Origin of the sequence: Dyella solisilvae (assembly GCF_003351225.1) — a bacterium.
Lineage (GTDB): Bacteria > Pseudomonadota > Gammaproteobacteria > Xanthomonadales > Rhodanobacteraceae > Dyella > Dyella solisilvae.
Genome location: NZ_QQSY01000005.1, coordinates 150,190 through 165,464, shown reverse-complemented (window position 1 = coordinate 165,464; position 15,275 = coordinate 150,190). Strand labels below are relative to the sequence as shown.

The 15,275-nt window shown below is 65.6% G+C and carries 13 protein-coding genes; 7 read left to right on the top strand and 6 right to left on the bottom strand.

Going from position 1 to position 15,275, the window contains the following annotated elements; translation table 11 throughout:
• Positions 1 to 46 precede the first annotated feature (46 nt).
• Positions 47 to 862, bottom strand: coding sequence for an META and DUF4377 domain-containing protein (locus DVT68_RS16910; RefSeq protein WP_114826275.1), 816 nt, complete (start codon positions 860 to 862; stop codon positions 47 to 49).
• Positions 863 to 1,030: 168 nt separating this feature from the next.
• Between DVT68_RS16910 and fabV the strand changes: the two genes are divergently transcribed.
• Positions 1,031 to 2,236, top strand: a complete 1,206-nt coding sequence (gene fabV, locus DVT68_RS16905; RefSeq protein ID WP_114826274.1) for an enoyl-ACP reductase FabV — start codon at positions 1,031 to 1,033, stop codon at positions 2,234 to 2,236.
• 90 nt (positions 2,237 to 2,326) lie between these two features.
• Positions 2,327 to 3,763, top strand: a complete 1,437-nt coding sequence (locus DVT68_RS16900; RefSeq protein WP_114826272.1) for a cryptochrome/photolyase family protein — start codon at positions 2,327 to 2,329, stop codon at positions 3,761 to 3,763.
• A 62-nt stretch (positions 3,764 to 3,825) separates the two neighbouring features.
• Here the strand turns inward: DVT68_RS16900 and DVT68_RS16895 are convergent, their stop codons facing one another.
• On the bottom strand, positions 3,826 to 5,031 hold the full coding sequence (locus DVT68_RS16895) for a cation:proton antiporter (RefSeq protein WP_114826271.1): 1,206 nt from the start codon (positions 5,029 to 5,031) through the stop codon (positions 3,826 to 3,828).
• Positions 5,032 to 5,092: 61 nt separating this feature from the next.
• A complete protein-coding gene (locus DVT68_RS16890) occupies positions 5,093 to 6,562 on the bottom strand; it encodes an MFS transporter (RefSeq protein ID WP_114826270.1) in 1,470 nt (489 codons plus the stop codon).
• A 263-nt stretch (positions 6,563 to 6,825) separates the two neighbouring features.
• Between DVT68_RS16890 and rnk the strand changes: the two genes are divergently transcribed.
• Complete coding sequence (gene rnk, locus DVT68_RS16885) at positions 6,826 to 7,236, top strand: nucleoside diphosphate kinase regulator (RefSeq protein WP_114826269.1); 411 nt, start codon at positions 6,826 to 6,828, stop codon at positions 7,234 to 7,236.
• A gap of 51 nt (positions 7,237 to 7,287) precedes the next feature.
• Here rnk and DVT68_RS16880 read toward each other — a convergent pair whose 3' ends face one another.
• Both DVT68_RS16880 and DVT68_RS16875 read right to left on the bottom strand, forming a co-directional pair.
• Entirely contained in the window at positions 7,288 to 7,908 is a 621-nt protein-coding gene (locus DVT68_RS16880) for a phosphatase PAP2 family protein (RefSeq protein WP_233523530.1), read from the bottom strand.
• A gap of 162 nt (positions 7,909 to 8,070) precedes the next feature.
• Positions 8,071 to 8,691: a phosphatase PAP2 family protein gene (locus tag DVT68_RS16875; protein WP_114826268.1), complete on the bottom strand. Its 621-nt coding sequence runs from the start codon at positions 8,689 to 8,691 to the stop codon at positions 8,071 to 8,073.
• A gap of 130 nt (positions 8,692 to 8,821) precedes the next feature.
• Here DVT68_RS16875 and ligA point away from each other — a divergent pair, with 130 nt between their 5' ends.
• From ligA to gloA2, 3 genes are read left to right on the top strand one after another with little or no spacing between them, the layout of a single operon-like run.
• Positions 8,822 to 11,212 (top strand): NAD-dependent DNA ligase LigA, encoded by a 2,391-nt coding sequence (ligA, locus tag DVT68_RS16870; RefSeq protein WP_114826267.1) that lies wholly within the window; start codon positions 8,822 to 8,824, stop codon positions 11,210 to 11,212.
• A complete protein-coding gene (gene epmA / locus DVT68_RS16865) occupies positions 11,209 to 12,165 on the top strand; it encodes an EF-P lysine aminoacylase EpmA (RefSeq protein WP_114826266.1) in 957 nt (318 codons plus the stop codon). The genes ligA and epmA overlap by 4 nt, the downstream gene beginning before the upstream one ends.
• 4 nt (positions 12,166 to 12,169) lie before the next feature.
• Complete coding sequence (gene gloA2 / locus DVT68_RS16860; RefSeq protein ID WP_114826265.1) at positions 12,170 to 12,571, top strand: SMU1112c/YaeR family gloxylase I-like metalloprotein; 402 nt, start codon at positions 12,170 to 12,172, stop codon at positions 12,569 to 12,571.
• Between the two features lie 273 nt (positions 12,572 to 12,844).
• Here gloA2 and aqpZ read toward each other — a convergent pair whose 3' ends face one another.
• Positions 12,845 to 13,543, bottom strand: a complete 699-nt coding sequence (gene aqpZ / locus DVT68_RS16855) for an aquaporin Z (RefSeq protein ID WP_199536110.1) — start codon at positions 13,541 to 13,543, stop codon at positions 12,845 to 12,847.
• Positions 13,544 to 13,757: 214 nt separating this feature from the next.
• Between aqpZ and DVT68_RS16850 the strand changes: the two genes are divergently transcribed.
• Positions 13,758 to 15,080 carry an MFS transporter gene (locus tag DVT68_RS16850; protein ID WP_114826264.1) on the top strand — a complete coding sequence of 441 codons (1,323 nt, stop codon included), beginning with the start codon at positions 13,758 to 13,760 and terminating at the stop codon, positions 15,078 to 15,080.
• Positions 15,081 to 15,275: the final 195 nt, after the last annotated feature.

Genomic DNA, 15,275 nt, shown 5'->3' with positions numbered 1-15,275 from the left:
CCGACGGCTTGGCCGGCAGGAGTCTTCCGAGTCGACACGTGGCGCCTTACTGCGCGACCTTTTCCGACTCCACCACCATATCCAGCACGTAGGCGGTGTTGGGCGCGTCCGCCGGCGGGTTCTTGATCGCGAAGCGCTTGATCCGAAGCACGTTGCGGATGCCGGGCTCGTGCGTATAGCCCTCGATGGGCTGATTCAGCGGCTGCCACTCGCCGGGCGTGCCCGTCTGCAGGCCGTGTTCGTCGAAGTGCCGTTCGCGCACGTTGAGGCACTGCTTGTCGGGAATCAGCGGGTGACTGCAGGGCACGGTCTGCGCGGACACTTCGAGGAAGATGGTTTCGCCCGGCCCGCCATAGCGCGTCTCGGCGGTCGGTTCGCCGACGAAGGTCAGCGTGTCGCCGTTGGCCGCGACCAGTTGCAGGCGTGGCGAGGCTTCGCCGGTCTGCAGGGTCACCTTCAACTTGCCTTGCAGGCGCTGGCTGATGGCGTCGTCGAGTGAGGCGAGGGCAGGATCAGGGCAGGCCATCAGGGTGTGCGCCATCTGGCCGATCTCGATCTGTCCGTCGCTGATGCTGTAGCTGCCGGTGATGCTGTTGCAGCTGTTGACGACATTGAGCCGGTTGGCGGAGAAGTCCAACGACAGGGGTTTGTCGGCGCGGATGAACAGCGCATCGATGCGTTTGCCCGCACTGTCCGTGGCGTCGCTGAGTCGCCAGTGGTATTGGGGCAGTACGCTGGCGTCGATCGCCGCAGCGCCCGGGGCTGGGGTGGCCGTGGCGGAGGGCGAGGGGGCCGCAGGCGGCGCCGGCGAAGGCGAGCAGGCAGCCAGGGCGAGGGGGAGCCAAAGCAGGCGGACTTTCATGGGGTTGCCTCCATTCGGGTGCGGGTATGCCGCGCCCCTGGCGTATCTTGGCAAGGTCGGCGTCAACCCTATCTAAACGGGTGCGGCGCGGCGCCCGGTCCCTACGGTAGCGCATGGCCCCGACCCCGGGTTACCATACGGGTTTGCGTCATCCCCAGGAGTCATCGCGTGATCATCAATCCCAAGGTGCGTGGTTTCATCTGCGTGTCGGCCCACCCGGTCGGCTGCGAACTCAACGTGCTGGAGCAGATCAACATCACCAAGGCGCAGGGCGACCTGGGTCCGGGCCCCAAGCGCGTGCTGGTGATCGGCGCCTCCACCGGTTACGGCCTGGCTTCGCGCATCACGGCGGCGTTCGGTTACGGCGCGGCGACGCTGGGCGTGTTCTTCGAGAAGCCCAGCAGCGAGACCAAGACCGGCACGGCCGGCTGGTACAACTCGGCCGCGTTCGACAAGTTCGCCAAGGAAGCTGGTTTGTACAGCCGCTCGATCAACGGCGACGCGTTCTCCAACGAGACGCGTGAGCGTGCGATCGAGATGATCAAGAACGAGATGGGCGGCCAGATCGACCTTGTCGTCTACTCGCTGGCCTCGCCTGTGCGCAAGCTGCCGGACACCGGCGAAGTGGTGCGCTCCTCGCTCAAGACCATCGGCCAGACCTTCACTGCAAACTCGGTCGACACCAACCGCGACACGGTCGTGCAGGCGTCGGTGGAACCGGCGAACGAGCAGGAGATCAAGGACACCGTCACCGTGATGGGCGGCGAGGACTGGAAGCTCTGGATCGACGCGCTGAGCAAGGCCGGCGTGCTGGCCGACCATGCCAAGACCGTCGCCTATAGCTATATCGGCACGGAAATCACCTGGCCGATGTACTGGCACGGCACGCTGGGCCAGGCCAAGCACCATCTGGACAATACCGCCAAGCAGCTGATCGCCGAGCACAAGGCCGAGCACCTCGACGCCTACGTGGGCGTGATGAAGTCGGTAGTGACGCAGGCGAGCGCGGCCATCCCCGTGCTGCCGCTCTATATCTCCATTTCCTTCCGCGTCATGAAGGAAAAGGGCATTCACGAGGGCACCATCGAGCAGATCAACCGCCTGTTCCGCGACCGCCTGTACCGGAAGGACCACCAGCCGGTGGAACTCGACGACGAAGGCCGCGTGCGCCTGGACGACTGGGAGCTGCGCGAAGACGTGCAGAGCGAGTGCAAGGCGTTGTGGCCTGTCGTGACCACCGAGACCCTCTTCGAGCTCACGGACTACGCCGGCTACAAGCGCGACTTCCTGCGCCTGTTCGGCTTCGCCCGCGAAGACGTCAACTACGAAGCGGACGTCGGCTCCGATCGTCGCTTCGACGTGGTCGAACTTTGATCCACGCGTGACCCGGGAGCGCCGCAAGCGGCTCCACCATCGTTGAACAGCGGGGCTCCTTTGGAGCCCCGTTTTGCTTATGCTCCGACGATGCGTACCGCCATCGTCTGGTTCCGCCGCGATCTTCGCCTGGCCGACAACCCGGCGCTGGCCGCCGCGTGCGCCACCCACGATCGCATCCTGGCGCTATACATCCACGCGCCGCATGAAGAGGGCGGCTGGGCGCCAGGCGCAGCCAGTCGCTGGTGGCTGCACCATTCGCTCGCGTCCCTGCAGGCGGAGCTTCAACGCATGGGCGTCGCCCTGCACCTGCGGTTGGGCGACAGCCTTGCCGTGCTGCAGGAGCTCATCCGCGAGTGCGGCGCGACCTCGGCTTACTGGAACCGTTTGTACGAGCCGGCAGCCATCGCTCGCGATGCGGGAGTGAAGTCGGCGTTGCGCAACGAAGGCGTGGAAGTGCACAGCTTCAATGCGGCGCTATGGCGCGAACCCTGGCAGATCGAGACGCGAGAGTGCGGGCCCTACCGCGTGTTCACGCCTTACTGGCGTGCATTGCGCGAGCAGCTTGGCAAGCCCAAGTTCCTGCCTGCGCCGACGGTGATGCGTGGTGTTCCGGTGGCGGGCGGACTGCCGCTTGAAGCGCTCGGCCTCTTGCCCGACTTGCGCTGGGATGCCGGCCTCGCCAGCAGTTGGAAGCCCGGAGAGCAGGGGGCAGGGGAATGGCTGGACATCTTTGCCGATGATGCCGTGGGCGACTACGCCAACGCGCGCGACCTGCCTGCGCGTCATGGCACCTCCCGACTTTCACCGCATCTGCATTTTGGCGAGATATCCCCGCGCCAGATCCATCGTCGGCTGGCGGATCGAGCAGCGGCCACCGATGCACGACGTCGCCCAGACCTCGAACCGTTCCTTCGGGAGCTGGGCTGGCGCGAATTTGCCCATCACTTGCTCTACCACTTTCCACAGACGCCGACGGTCAACTACAACTCGCGGTTCGACGGCTTTGCTTGGAGCGCCGACAGTGAGGCGCTACAGGAGCGGTGGCAGCGCGGACGTACGGGCGTGCCCCTGGTGGATGCAGGCATGCGCGAGCTCTGGCATACGGGATGGATGCACAATCGCGTGCGCATGATCGTGGCCAGCTTCCTGTGCAAGAACCTCCGGCAGCACTGGCTTCATGGCGCGCGGTGGTTCTGGGACACGCTGGTCGATGCCGATCTCGCCAACAATTCACTGGGCTGGCAGTGGGTGGCAGGCTGTGGCGCCGATGCGGCGCCGTATTTTCGCGTATTCAATCCGGTGACCCAGGCGCGAAAGTTTGATCCGGAAGGACATTACTTGCGTCGCTGGCTACCCGAGCTGGCCCAAGCGCCGCTGCCATTGCTGCATGAACCGTGGAACGACCCGGCGTTGCTCCGGAGCAGTGGTTACCCGGCGCCCATGGTGGATCTGGCTGGAAGTCGCGATGCGGCGCTTGTGGCGTTTCGCGAGATGCGCCGCGATGAGCGCAGGGACGAAGACTAACCCCATAAGGCGTTTGAAGGTCTTCCTCGCAAAAGGCGCACTGCTGCCGGGCAGTGTCTTGCTCAGCGCACTTCAGGTGGTTGGGCGACTCCATCCGACGCGCTGCTGCGACGTAGCAGCCACGCCAGCACCGGCGGCGTCACCATTGCGGTGAGCAGGGACATAGCCACGATGATGGCGTAGATCTGGTCGGTGAACACGCCAGCGCTCAGGCCGAGACTGGCGATCACCACGCCGACTTCGCCGCGGGGCACCATGCCGAAGCCGACGATGGTGGCGCTGCGTGCGCGCAACGACAGCGCGCCGAAGAAGCCGCCGATCAGCTTGGATGCGATGGCGATCAGGGTGACAACGAGCAGCATGAGTTCGGCCTGCAGGTTGGCGAGCTGGTGCAGGTCGATCTTGCTGCCGGTGATGACGAAGAAGAAGGGCGTGAGCAGCGACAGCAGCGGCTGCATCTGCCTTTCCAGCGTGTGCTGCTGACGTGTCTCGGACGCGATCATGCCGGCGAGGAAGGCGCCGATGATTGCGGCCAGGCCAAACAGGGTGGAAACATAAGCCAGCCCGAGGCACAGCGCCAGCACGATGGCCAGCGCCGAATGCGGGTTTCGGGGCTTGTCGAGCCAGCTGGAGTTCCAGCGCATGACCCGGGCGCCACCCACGCCGATCACCGCGATAAAGCCAACCGCGCCGGCGAGCACCGCGAGCAGGTGCACCACGTCAATGCCTTCGCCGCCTTGCACCGACACCACCACGCCGAGCAGCAGCATGGCGAGGATATCGTCGATGACCGCGGCGCCGAGGATGACCTTGCTTTCGATGCGCTGCAGAGCGCCCAGCTCCTGCAGCACGCGCGCCGTGATGCCGGCGGACGTCGCCACAAAGGCGGCCGCGATGAACAGCGACCGGCTCCAGTCGAAGCCGTTGCCGTGAGCCCACACGCTACCCATGGCGAACGGCACCAGTACGCCAAGCACGCCCACCACGAAAGCGATGCGACCGACCTTCTTGAGGTCTTCCAGACGCGTTTCGAGACCGACCGAGAAAAGCAGCAACACCACGCCGACCTCGGACAACACGTCCAGCGGGGTGCCGGAGGCGATCTGCTCAGGGGTGATCCAGCCGAGCGCGGACGGGCCGACCACGCAGCCCGCGGCGATCTCGCCGACCACGCCCGGCAGCTTTAGGCGCTGCGCGATCTCGCTGCCGATCTGCGCGGCGACGAAGACGATGAACAGCGTAAGCAGAATGTCACTGGCGTGGTGCATGGGAGCGCATGGTGGTGGAGCGATGCCACGCATGCTACATGCTCGCGATGGCCCGCGTTGCTCAGCCCGATGCAGTCTTGCTGCGCGGCGACGCGTCGGCGTCCAGTCGACTGAACACCCAGCTCGCCGTGGCAGTCACCACGCCGAGCAGCAGTACGGTCCAGCGGAATGCAGGGATGTAATCCTCGTGGGCGTGGCCTTGCAGCAGTGCCTCCATCAGCAGCGAGGCCAGCGCAATACCGAAACTCATCGACAGGTATTGCGCGGTGGACGCCATCGAGGACGCCTGCGAGGCGTACGACACGTCCAGGTCGTTGTAGATCAGCGTGTTCATGGCGGTGTACTGCATGCCCATGAACCAGCCATAGACGTAGACCATCAGCGCGATCAGCCACATCGGCGAGCCCTTGCCGAGCAGGGCGAACGAAGCCAGCAGGACGGCCACGATCAAGGTGTTGGTGAACAGCAACCGGCGGTAACCGAAAAGGTTCAAGAGGCGGTTGATGCCCCACTTGGCGGTGATCGATCCCAGCGCCTGCGGCACCATCATCATGCCCGCCATCAGCGGCGACCAGCCGCAGCCGACCTGCAGGAACAACACCAGCAGCAGGAACATGCCGGATACGCCGAGGCGGGTGAACAGGTTGCCGGCCAGCGACACCCACACGCTGCGTATGCGCAGCAGGCTGAGGTCGGCCACGGGGTGGTCGGTGTGCCGGCTGTGCCACACATAGACAGCGCCGAACACCACGGCCAGCGCGCCGTAGATGGCGATCCACACCCACTTCCCACCGCCGCCGCTGGCCACTTCCGACGCGGTCAACAACATCGCCGACGACGCGGCGAACAGCAGGAAGCCGATGATGTCGAACGGATGCGCCTTGTCCAGTCGGTAATCCGGCATGCTCTGGCGGTTCATCCACATGCCGACCACGCCCACCGGCACGTTGATGAGGAAGATCAGTCGCCACGAGGTGTACTGGGCGAGGGCGCCGCCCAGCAGCGGGCCAAGCACCGAGCCGAGCAGGCCCACGGTGGCTACCGTGCTCATCGCCCTCACAAAGTCCCGCTTGTCGATGCTGCGAACCAGCACATAGCGGCCCACCGGCATCAGCGCCGCGCCACCAAGGCCCTGCAACACGCGTGCGGCCACCAGCTGCGGCAGCGTCTGTGCAATGCCGCACAACAGCGAGCCGATGGTGAAGGTGGCGATCGCCGCGCCAAAGATGCGCAGCGTGCCGAAGCGGTCGCACAGCCAGGGGCTGGCGGGAATGAAGATGGCGAGCGTCAGCACGTAGCTGGTCAGTGCGGTGCGCATGCCGAGCGGTGTGACGTGCAGCGCCTCGGCCATCGCGGGCACCGCCGTGTTGACGATGGTGGAATCGAGCGCCTGCATGAAGAACGCCGCGGCCACCAGCCAGATCAGTCCGCGGTAGCGCTCGCGTGATGACACGGGCGTGGGTGCAGGCGCCGATCCGTCAGCAGGCGGGACGGGGAGGTTGGCCTCCGTGGCAGCGGGATTCTCGGGCATGGCCGCTTATGATACCTGCTACGACAGCTTGCTTTTGGACAGGGGCGCGTCCAAAGTCAGTACGGTTTCATCTTTCGGGTTTGTGTGTGCGCAGGGCGTCAACCGCCACATGGCTGGCTGACGCGCGGACGCGACAGGCCTGCATCGACAACGATCGGGCAGTAGCCAGGCGCGCCGGAACGGTTTCGTTCCGGCGCGTCGTCTTTTTGTTTCATGGTCATCAGAAGACGGATGCGACACGCATCCGGCAGACAGGAGTCAGCATGAGCAGTCAACCATCCATCGTCATTTCGCGACTCGACCTGGAGCGCATCGAAGCGCTGCTGGAGCGCATGCCGCCCGCGCAGGCGGTTGAGTACGACGCGCTGCGCGCGGAGCTGGACCGCGCCGAGGTGGTTGAGCCTGCCCAGGTGCCCGCTGACGTGGTCACCATGAACTCGGTGGTCACGTTCCAGGACGAGGACAGCAGCGACGAATTGACCCTGAGCCTGGTCTATCCCTCGGGCGCCGGCGTGCCGGGCACGGTTTCTATCCTGGCGCCGGTAGGCAGCGCCTTGTTGGGCCTCAGGGTCGGGCAGAAGATCGCGTGGCCCACTCCGGATGGCCGGCAGCGCATGCTGCGCGTGCTGGAGATCGAGTACCAGCCCGAAGCTTCGGGCGATCTGCATCGTTGATGCTGATGGCGTTACGGCGGGTGCGCACACCTGCCGTAACGCAGGTCATGCTCAGTCGAAGTAGTGCGAGTAACCCAGCCGGAAGCCGTCGGGCAGCAGGCTGATCGTCCACGGCGAGGAGCGATGGACGGCCCACAGGCCCATGCCGGTACCGACGGCGGCGCCGACCAGCACATCACTCTGCCAGTGTCCATGCGTCTTCACGCGCGCCACGGCGTCGTAGGCCGGCAGCAAGGCCAGCAGATACACCGAAGGCTGCTCCTTGCCGTAGGTGGCGATGAACGGCGTGACCGCCGCGGAGATGGCGCCCACCTCGTTGCTTGGGAAACTGTGCGCTCCCCAGCCCTGGAAGAACTTGTTCGGATCGTCGGTCTGCGACGGACGCTCGCGCTGAAACACCCACTTCATGGTCTGCGTGGTGATGCCCGACATCACCATGGCGTCGGCCGCGCGCCAGAACGTGTCCCCCAGCCGATTCTCGTCACCCAGCCACAGCGCGCCGCCACCAATGGCGAGCCCTGTGCCGTAGAAGACGAAGTTCTGCGTGCTGCGCTTCCAGATGCCGCTGTTGTCGTAAGGCACCTTGTGGTCGATGCCGAAAGGACCCCCGCCTGCCCATGCCGTGCCGCTTGCCGCGAACAGGGCCCAACCTACCCATTTTCGAAGTCGCACCCGCTTGTTTCCCCCTGTGTCCGTCTGCAACACGCGACGGATCGCAGGAAATTGTAACGGAAGTGTCACCTCACGGACGGCCGCCTGGATGGCCAAGGCGCTTGTCGCGGCGCCGATGCTTCACGCCACGTCGACAGTTCGAGCAGGCCCTGATGGCGGGGATCAGTCGAAATGATGGACCCAGCCCACCTTGAAGCCGCCCGGCAACAGGGAAATGATCCACGGCGAATCGCGGTGGGTAGCCCAGATGCCGACGCCGGCGCCGATGGCGGCGCCGAACACCACGTCGCTCTGCCAGTGGGCATGGACCTTCACGCGGGCTACCGCATCGTAGGCGGGCAACAGGGCCAAAAGGTACACCGCCGGATGCTCACTGCCGTAGGTGGCCATGAACGGCGTGACCGCCGCAGTGACGGCGGCCACCTCACCGCTGGGAAAACTCTGCGCGTGCAAGCCCTGAAACCACTTGTTGGGGTTGTCGGTTTCGGAGGGGCGCTCGCGCTGGAAGGTCCACTTGAGCGCCTGCGTGCCAACGGCAGTGACCACCATCGAATCCACCGAGCGCCAGAACGTATCGCCCAGCCGGTCGTTGTCGCCCAGCCAGAGGGCGCCTCCGGCCACGGTGACGATGGTGCCGTAGATCAGGATTTCCTGGTTGCTGCGCTTCCAGATGCCGCTGTCGTCATAGGGCACCAGGTGATCCATGCCGAGGATGCCGCTGCCGGCCCAGGCGGGGCTGCAGGCAAGGGAAAGCGTCAACACCACGGATAGTCGAGTACGCATGGGCCCGTCCTCTCGCGTGCGAATCGACGGGAATCGACTTGTTGGACCGTACGCCGCCGTGCTTGCTGGACCCTTACAGGATCGAAAACCGTGGCTGAACCGTTAAACTCCCGCTCATGAGGACCCCCGCATGAGCCAGAGTCACGCTCCCGACGCGCGCACCCGCGCCGCCGAACTGCGCGAGAAGATCGAACGCGCCAATCATTGCTACTACGTGCTCGACGAGCCGGAGATCACCGATCTCGACTACGACCTGATGCTCCGTGAGCTGGAGGCGCTGGAGCAGGCGCATCCCGAGCTGGCTACCCCCGATTCGCCCACCCGACGCGTGGGCGCCAAGGCCAAGGGCGGTTTCGCCGAAGTGCGGCACGCCATTCCCATGCTGTCGCTCAACAACGCCTTCGAGCAGGAGGGCGATACCGACCGCGAGCGATTCCGCGAGGTGGCCGAGTTCGAGCGGCGTATCGAGCAGACGCTGGACCGCCGCACCCCGGTATTTTCCGTGGAACCGAAGCTCGACGGCCTGGCGATCAGCCTGCGCTACGAGGATGGCGTTTTCGTGCAGGGCGCGACGCGAGGCGACGGCGAAACCGGTGAGGATGTCACCGCCAATCTGCGCACGGTGCGTGCCATTCCGCTGCACCTGCGCGGCGAGGGTTGGCCGCGCGTGCTGGAGGTTCGCGGTGAGGTGATCATGCTGCGCAAGGATTTCGAGGCGTTCAACGAGCGCGCCCGCATCCATGGCGAGAAGACCCTGGCCAATCCGCGCAACGGCGCCGCCGGCTCGCTACGCCAGCTCGATCCCTCGATCACCGCGAAGCGCAAGCTGAGCTTCTTCGCCTACGCGGTGGGCGAGGTGCGGGGCGGTGAACTGCCGTTGACGCATTCGAAGACCCTGGCGCAACTGCGCGAGTGGGGCTTCCCGGTGTCGCCCGAGGTGGACACCGCGCGCGGCCTGGACGGGCTGATCGCCTATTACCACCGCATCGGCGAAAAGCGCGACCGCCTGCCTTACGACATCGATGGCGTCGTTTACAAGCTGGACGACTATGAGGGCCAGCGCGTGATGGGCTTCGTCTCGCGGGCGCCGCGCTGGGCCATCGCGCACAAGTTCCCGGCGCAGGAACAGACCACCACGGTGGAGGCGATCGAGATCCAGATCGGCCGCACCGGCGCGGCCACGCCGGTGGCGCGACTGGCGCCGGTGCAGGTGGCCGGCGTCACCGTCACGAATGCGACGCTGCACAACGCCGACCAGGTGGCGCGGCTGGACGTGCGAGTCGGTGACACGGTGATCGTGCGCCGAGCTGGCGACGTGATTCCCGAAGTGGTTCGCGTGATTCCGGAACAGCGCCCGGCCCATACCCATCCCTGGCACATGCCATCGCACTGTCCCGTGTGCGGCTCGGCGTTGTTGCGCGAGGAAGGCGAGGCTGCATGGCGCTGCTCGGGAGGTTTGATCTGCGCAGCGCAGCGCAAGGAGGCGTTGATCCACTTCGCCGCGCGCCGCGCGATGGACATCGAGGGCATCGGCGAGCGCTTTGTCGATGCGCTGGTGGACTTTGGTTACGTGCACACGCCGGCCGACCTGTACAAGCTCACGCTCGACGACTTCCTGGAGATGAAGCGCCGCGCAGACGAGCGCGACGGCACCACGCCGGAGACGGTCAAGCAGGGCAAGGTCGCCACCAAGTGGGCGGAGAACCTGATCGAGGCGATCGAGGCCAGCAAGCAGACCACCTTGCCCCGCTTCCTGTTCGCGCTCGGCATCATGCATATCGGCGAAAGCACGGCCAAGACACTGGCCGCGTGGCTGGGCAGCCTGGCGGTGATTCGCCGCATGCCGGCCGCGGTGCTGCGCGTGCTGCCGGACGTGGGCAGCGAAGTGGCTGCTTCCATCGCGGGCTTCTTCGCACAGAAGGGCAACCAGAAGGTCGTCGATGCGCTGTTGGCCTCGGGCATAACGTTCTCCGACGAAACACATCCTTCGCCCAAGCTGCGCCAGCAGCTCGACCTGGCGGTGCTGCTGGACATGGCCGGCGTCAATAAGCTTGGTCCCAAGAGCACCAAGCTGCTGGCCGAGCGTTTCACCACGCTCGACAAGCTGCTCGCCGCCGGGCCGGCGCATTGGGTGACGGCAGGTTTGCCATCAGCTGCCTCGACCAACCTGGAGGGTTTTCTCGCACACGAGAAGAACCTCAAGCCGCTGCGCGAGGCCGATGAGGCCATGCGCGAGCTGCTGGCTGCCATTCCCCAGGCGTCGACGGCCGCGGAGGCGGCGCTGGACGGACAGACGGTGGTGCTCACGGGCACGCTGGCCTCGCTCAGCCGCGATGAAGCGAAAGAGCGGCTCGAAGCGCTGGGCGCCAAGGTGGCCGGCTCGGTATCGAAGAAGACCAGCTTCGTGGTGGCCGGCGAAGCGGCCGGCTCCAAGCTCGACAAGGCGCAGGAACTCGGCGTGCCGGTGTGGGACGAAGCCCAGTTGCTCGCCTTGCTGGCCCGGCATGAGGGCGGGGCATGAACCTGCACCTCGCCGGACGCCTGCACCTGCGCGCGCGCCTTTATGCGTTGATCCGAACCTTCTTCGCCGAGCGCGCCGTGCTGGAAGTGGAAACGCCGATCCTGTCCGCCGCCGGCAATACCGAACCCAATATCGAGAGTTTCAGCACCACCTTCAGCGGGCACGTCGATGCCGGTTCGCGCGAGCGCTGGATGCGCACGTCGCCGGAATACCCATTGAAGCGCCTGTTGGCACAGGGCGTGGGCGACTGTTACGAACTTGGCCGGGTGTTCCGCAACGGCGAGGCAGGCGGGCGGCACAATCCTGAGTTCAGCATGCTGGAGTGGTACCGCGTCGGCTGGGACCATCACCAGCTGATGGAAGAAACCATCGCCCTGGTGGAGGCGGCGTTGGCCATGGTGGGCCGGCGGGCCGAAGTGTGGGTGGAAGGGTACCGGCAGCTATTCATTGATGAGCTGGGCATTGATCCTGCGCATGCGCCGATCGACGAACTGCGCGCGCCGCTGGAGGAGTTCGGCATCGATCCGGCGGGCTTGACTCGCGATGATTGGCTGGACCTGCTGATCACGCATCGCCTGCAGCCGACGTTTCCCAGCCACCGCATCACCGTCATCCACGACTATCCGGCGTCGCAGTGCGCGCTGGCCAAGGTCCGCGATGGTGATCCGCCGATCGCCGAACGTTTCGAGCTTTACCTCGGGCGTTACGAGTTGGCCAATGGCTACCACGAACTCAACGATGCGGCCGAACAGCGCCGACGCTTTGAGCGCGACAACACCGTGCGTGCTGCACGTGGGCAGCGTGAGGTACCGATCGACGAGCGGCTGCTCGAGGTGTTGGCCGGTATGCCCGACTGCGCCGGCGTGGCGCTGGGCATCGAGCGCCTGCTGATGTGCCTGGTGGGCACCGACGCGATCGCCGACGTGCTGACCTTTCCGTTCTCCGAGGCCTGAGCGCATGGCTCGGCCGTTGTTGGCGGCGATCCACCATGTCGCCCTGATCTGTTCGGATTACGCGCGATCGAAGGCGTTCTACAGCCAGACGCTGGGCCTGCGCATCATTCGCGAGGTGTACCGGGCCGAGCGCGACTCGTGGAAGCTCGACCTGGAAGTGAGCCCCGGGGTGAGCCTGGAGTTGTTTTCGTTTCCATCGCCACCGCCGCGTCCGTCACGACCCGAGGCGCAGGGTCTGCGCCACCTGGCGTTTGCCGTGCCTGATATTGACGTCGCGATCGCCACGCTCGCGCAACGGGGCGTCACGTGCGAGCCGGTGCGCGTGGATGAATACACCGGGCGTCGCTTTACTTTCTTCGCCGATCCGGATGACTTGCCGATCGAGTTGTACGAATCGCAGGGCTGAGTGGCGCTGGTGATCTTTGCGTCTTTGCGGCGGTTGCTGGGTTTATCTGGATGAAGCGCCTACGGCAGAGGTCTAAGGCACTGGATCCCGGCCTTCGCCGGGATGACGGTGAGGATACGTGACGCGTCCAGCATGGCCGGTCTCCTCGGTCTTCAATCCCGTCATTCCGGCGAAAGCCGGAATCCAGCGCCTTGTGTTGACTGCGTAAGGCGCCGATTGTCGGCGCCGGCCCTTCCTCGGCATTCACCAGAATGACGGTGCGGACTCGACGCGCTAGTCGCGCGTCTCCAGCAAATGCTTGTAGATCAACCCTCCCACCGCGCCGCCAATCAGCGGTACCAGCCAGAACATCCATAGCTGCTGGATCGCCCAGCTGCCCTGGAACACCGCCACGCCGGTGCTGCGCGCTGGATTCACCGAGGTCGCCGTAATCGGAATGCTGATCAGGTGGATCAGGGTCAGGGCAAGGCCAATGGCGAGAGGGCCAAAGCCGGCGGGCGCCCGCTTGTCGGTGGCGCCGTGAATCACAATCAGGAAGAACGCCGTCAGCACGAACTCGGCCACGATGCAGGCCATCAGTGAGTAGCCGCCCGGCGAATGTTCGCCGTAACCGTTGGCTGCGAATCGCGCGCTGGCGTCGAACCCCTCCTTGCCAGTGGCGATCAGGTACAGCACGGCGCCGGCCGCCAGGCCGCCGATCACCTGCGAGATAATATAGGGCACCACGTCCTTGGCTGCGAAACGACCACCTGCGCACAAGCCGAGGGTGACGGCAGGATTGAAGTGGCCACCGGAAATGTGGCCGACGGCATAGGCCATGGTCACCACCGTGAGACCGAAGGCGAGCGCCACGCCTGCAAAACCGATACCCAGCTCGGGGAAGGCCGCGGCGAAGATGGCGCTGCCGCAGCCGCCAAAGACCAGCCAAAACGTACCGAAGAATTCCGCTCCCAAACGCTTGCCCATGTTCATGGGGACTCTCCTTGCAGGTTTCAGGGAAAAGTTCGCGCGCATCCTTGAGTGAATTTCACAACGCTCCCGATCCGGCGCCCACTGCGGGCCAGGGCACGGGCGGGCATAGGCTAGCAAAACCGAACATCGCGATTGGATGAAGTCCGACGGCGTGAATTGACCTTTCCTTTGTGTATGCTGCCCCGTCGCCTACATTCAGATTGCGGGTCCGCCGATGTCGCAAGTCTTTGCCACCACCTCGTCGATGACCAGTCCCAGCCGAATGCTGGCCGGGCGCGACATCCAGACCCTGCTGCTGGCGTCACTGGGCGGCGCGCTGGAGTTCTACGACTTCGTGGTGTTCGTGTTCTTCGCCCTGCCGCTGAGCCATCTTTTCTTCCCGCCCGATACCGCGCCATGGCTGGCGCAGATGCAGGTTTACGGCATCTTCGCCGCGGGCTACCTCGCCCGTCCGCTGGGCGGCATCGTGATGGCCCACTTCGGTGACCGTCAGGGCCGCAAGCGGATGTTCACGCTCAGCGTGTTCCTGATGGCGTTGCCGACGCTGGCGATCGGCCTGCTGCCGGTGTACGCCTCGGCGGGCGCCCTCGCGCCGTTGCTGCTGTTGCTGATGCGCGTGGTGCAGGGCGTCGCGATCGGCGGCGAAGTGCCGGGGGCCTGGGTATTCGTGGCTGAGCACGCGCCGCGCGGACGCGTGGGTTTCGCCTGCGCCTGCCTTACCTCGGGCCTCACCGCGGGCATCCTGATCGGCTCGCTGACCGCGGCGTGGATCAATCACCACCTCACGCCCGAACAGGTGCTGGGCTGGGGGTGGCGCCTGCCGTTCCTGCTTGGTGGCGTGTTTGGCTTCATCGCCGTGTGGCTGCGCCGCTGGCTGAGTGAGACGCCGGTATTCGCCGAGCTGCGCGCACGCAAGGCGCTCAGCCGCGAGCTGCCGTTGCGCCAGGTGCTGGCCGGTCATGGCGGCAGCGTGGTGCTATCGATGGCGGTGACCTGGATGCTTACGGCGGCGATCCTGGTGCTCATCCTGATGCTGCCGAATCTGGTGCAGAAGTCGTTCGGCATCGCGGCTGACGAGGCCTTCTTCGGCAACAGCCTCGCGGCGTTCTGCCTGGGCATCGGTTGCATCGCGTTTGGCTGGCTGACAGACCGCATCGGCGCTGCACGCGCCCTGTTGCTGGGCTCGCTGGCCTTGCCGGCGGTGACGTACGTCCTGTTCGCCGACCTCGCCGCGGGCGGCGCGCATTTCCTCCCGCTCTATGCGCTGACCGGTTTCCTGGTGGGGGCAGTAGGCGTCGTGCCGACGGTGATGGTGGCGGCCTTCCCGGCGCCGATCCGCTATTCGGGACTGTCCTTCGCCTACAACATTGCCTACGCGATATTCGGCGCCAGCACGGCCACCTTGATCGGTTATTTGGCCGAGCGCGCCGGGCGGATGGCGCCGGCGCACTACGTGGCCGTGACCGCCGTGGTCAGCGTGGCGGCTGCCTTGTGGTTGATGGCGTCGGGGAAGGGGAAGTCGGCGGACATGGCCTGACGACGAGCACTCGCCGTCTCGTGTTCTCCGTCATCCCGGCGCAGGCCGGGATCCAGTGGCGAAGGCGCGGGGCTTTCGCGAAAACCGACGAGTGAGTCTCTGGATCCCGGCCTGCGCCGGGATGACGAAAATGCAGGGCCGCGCGTGCCTTCATCTGGTGTCCCCAGAGATTCACCCAGACGGCGAAACAAATCC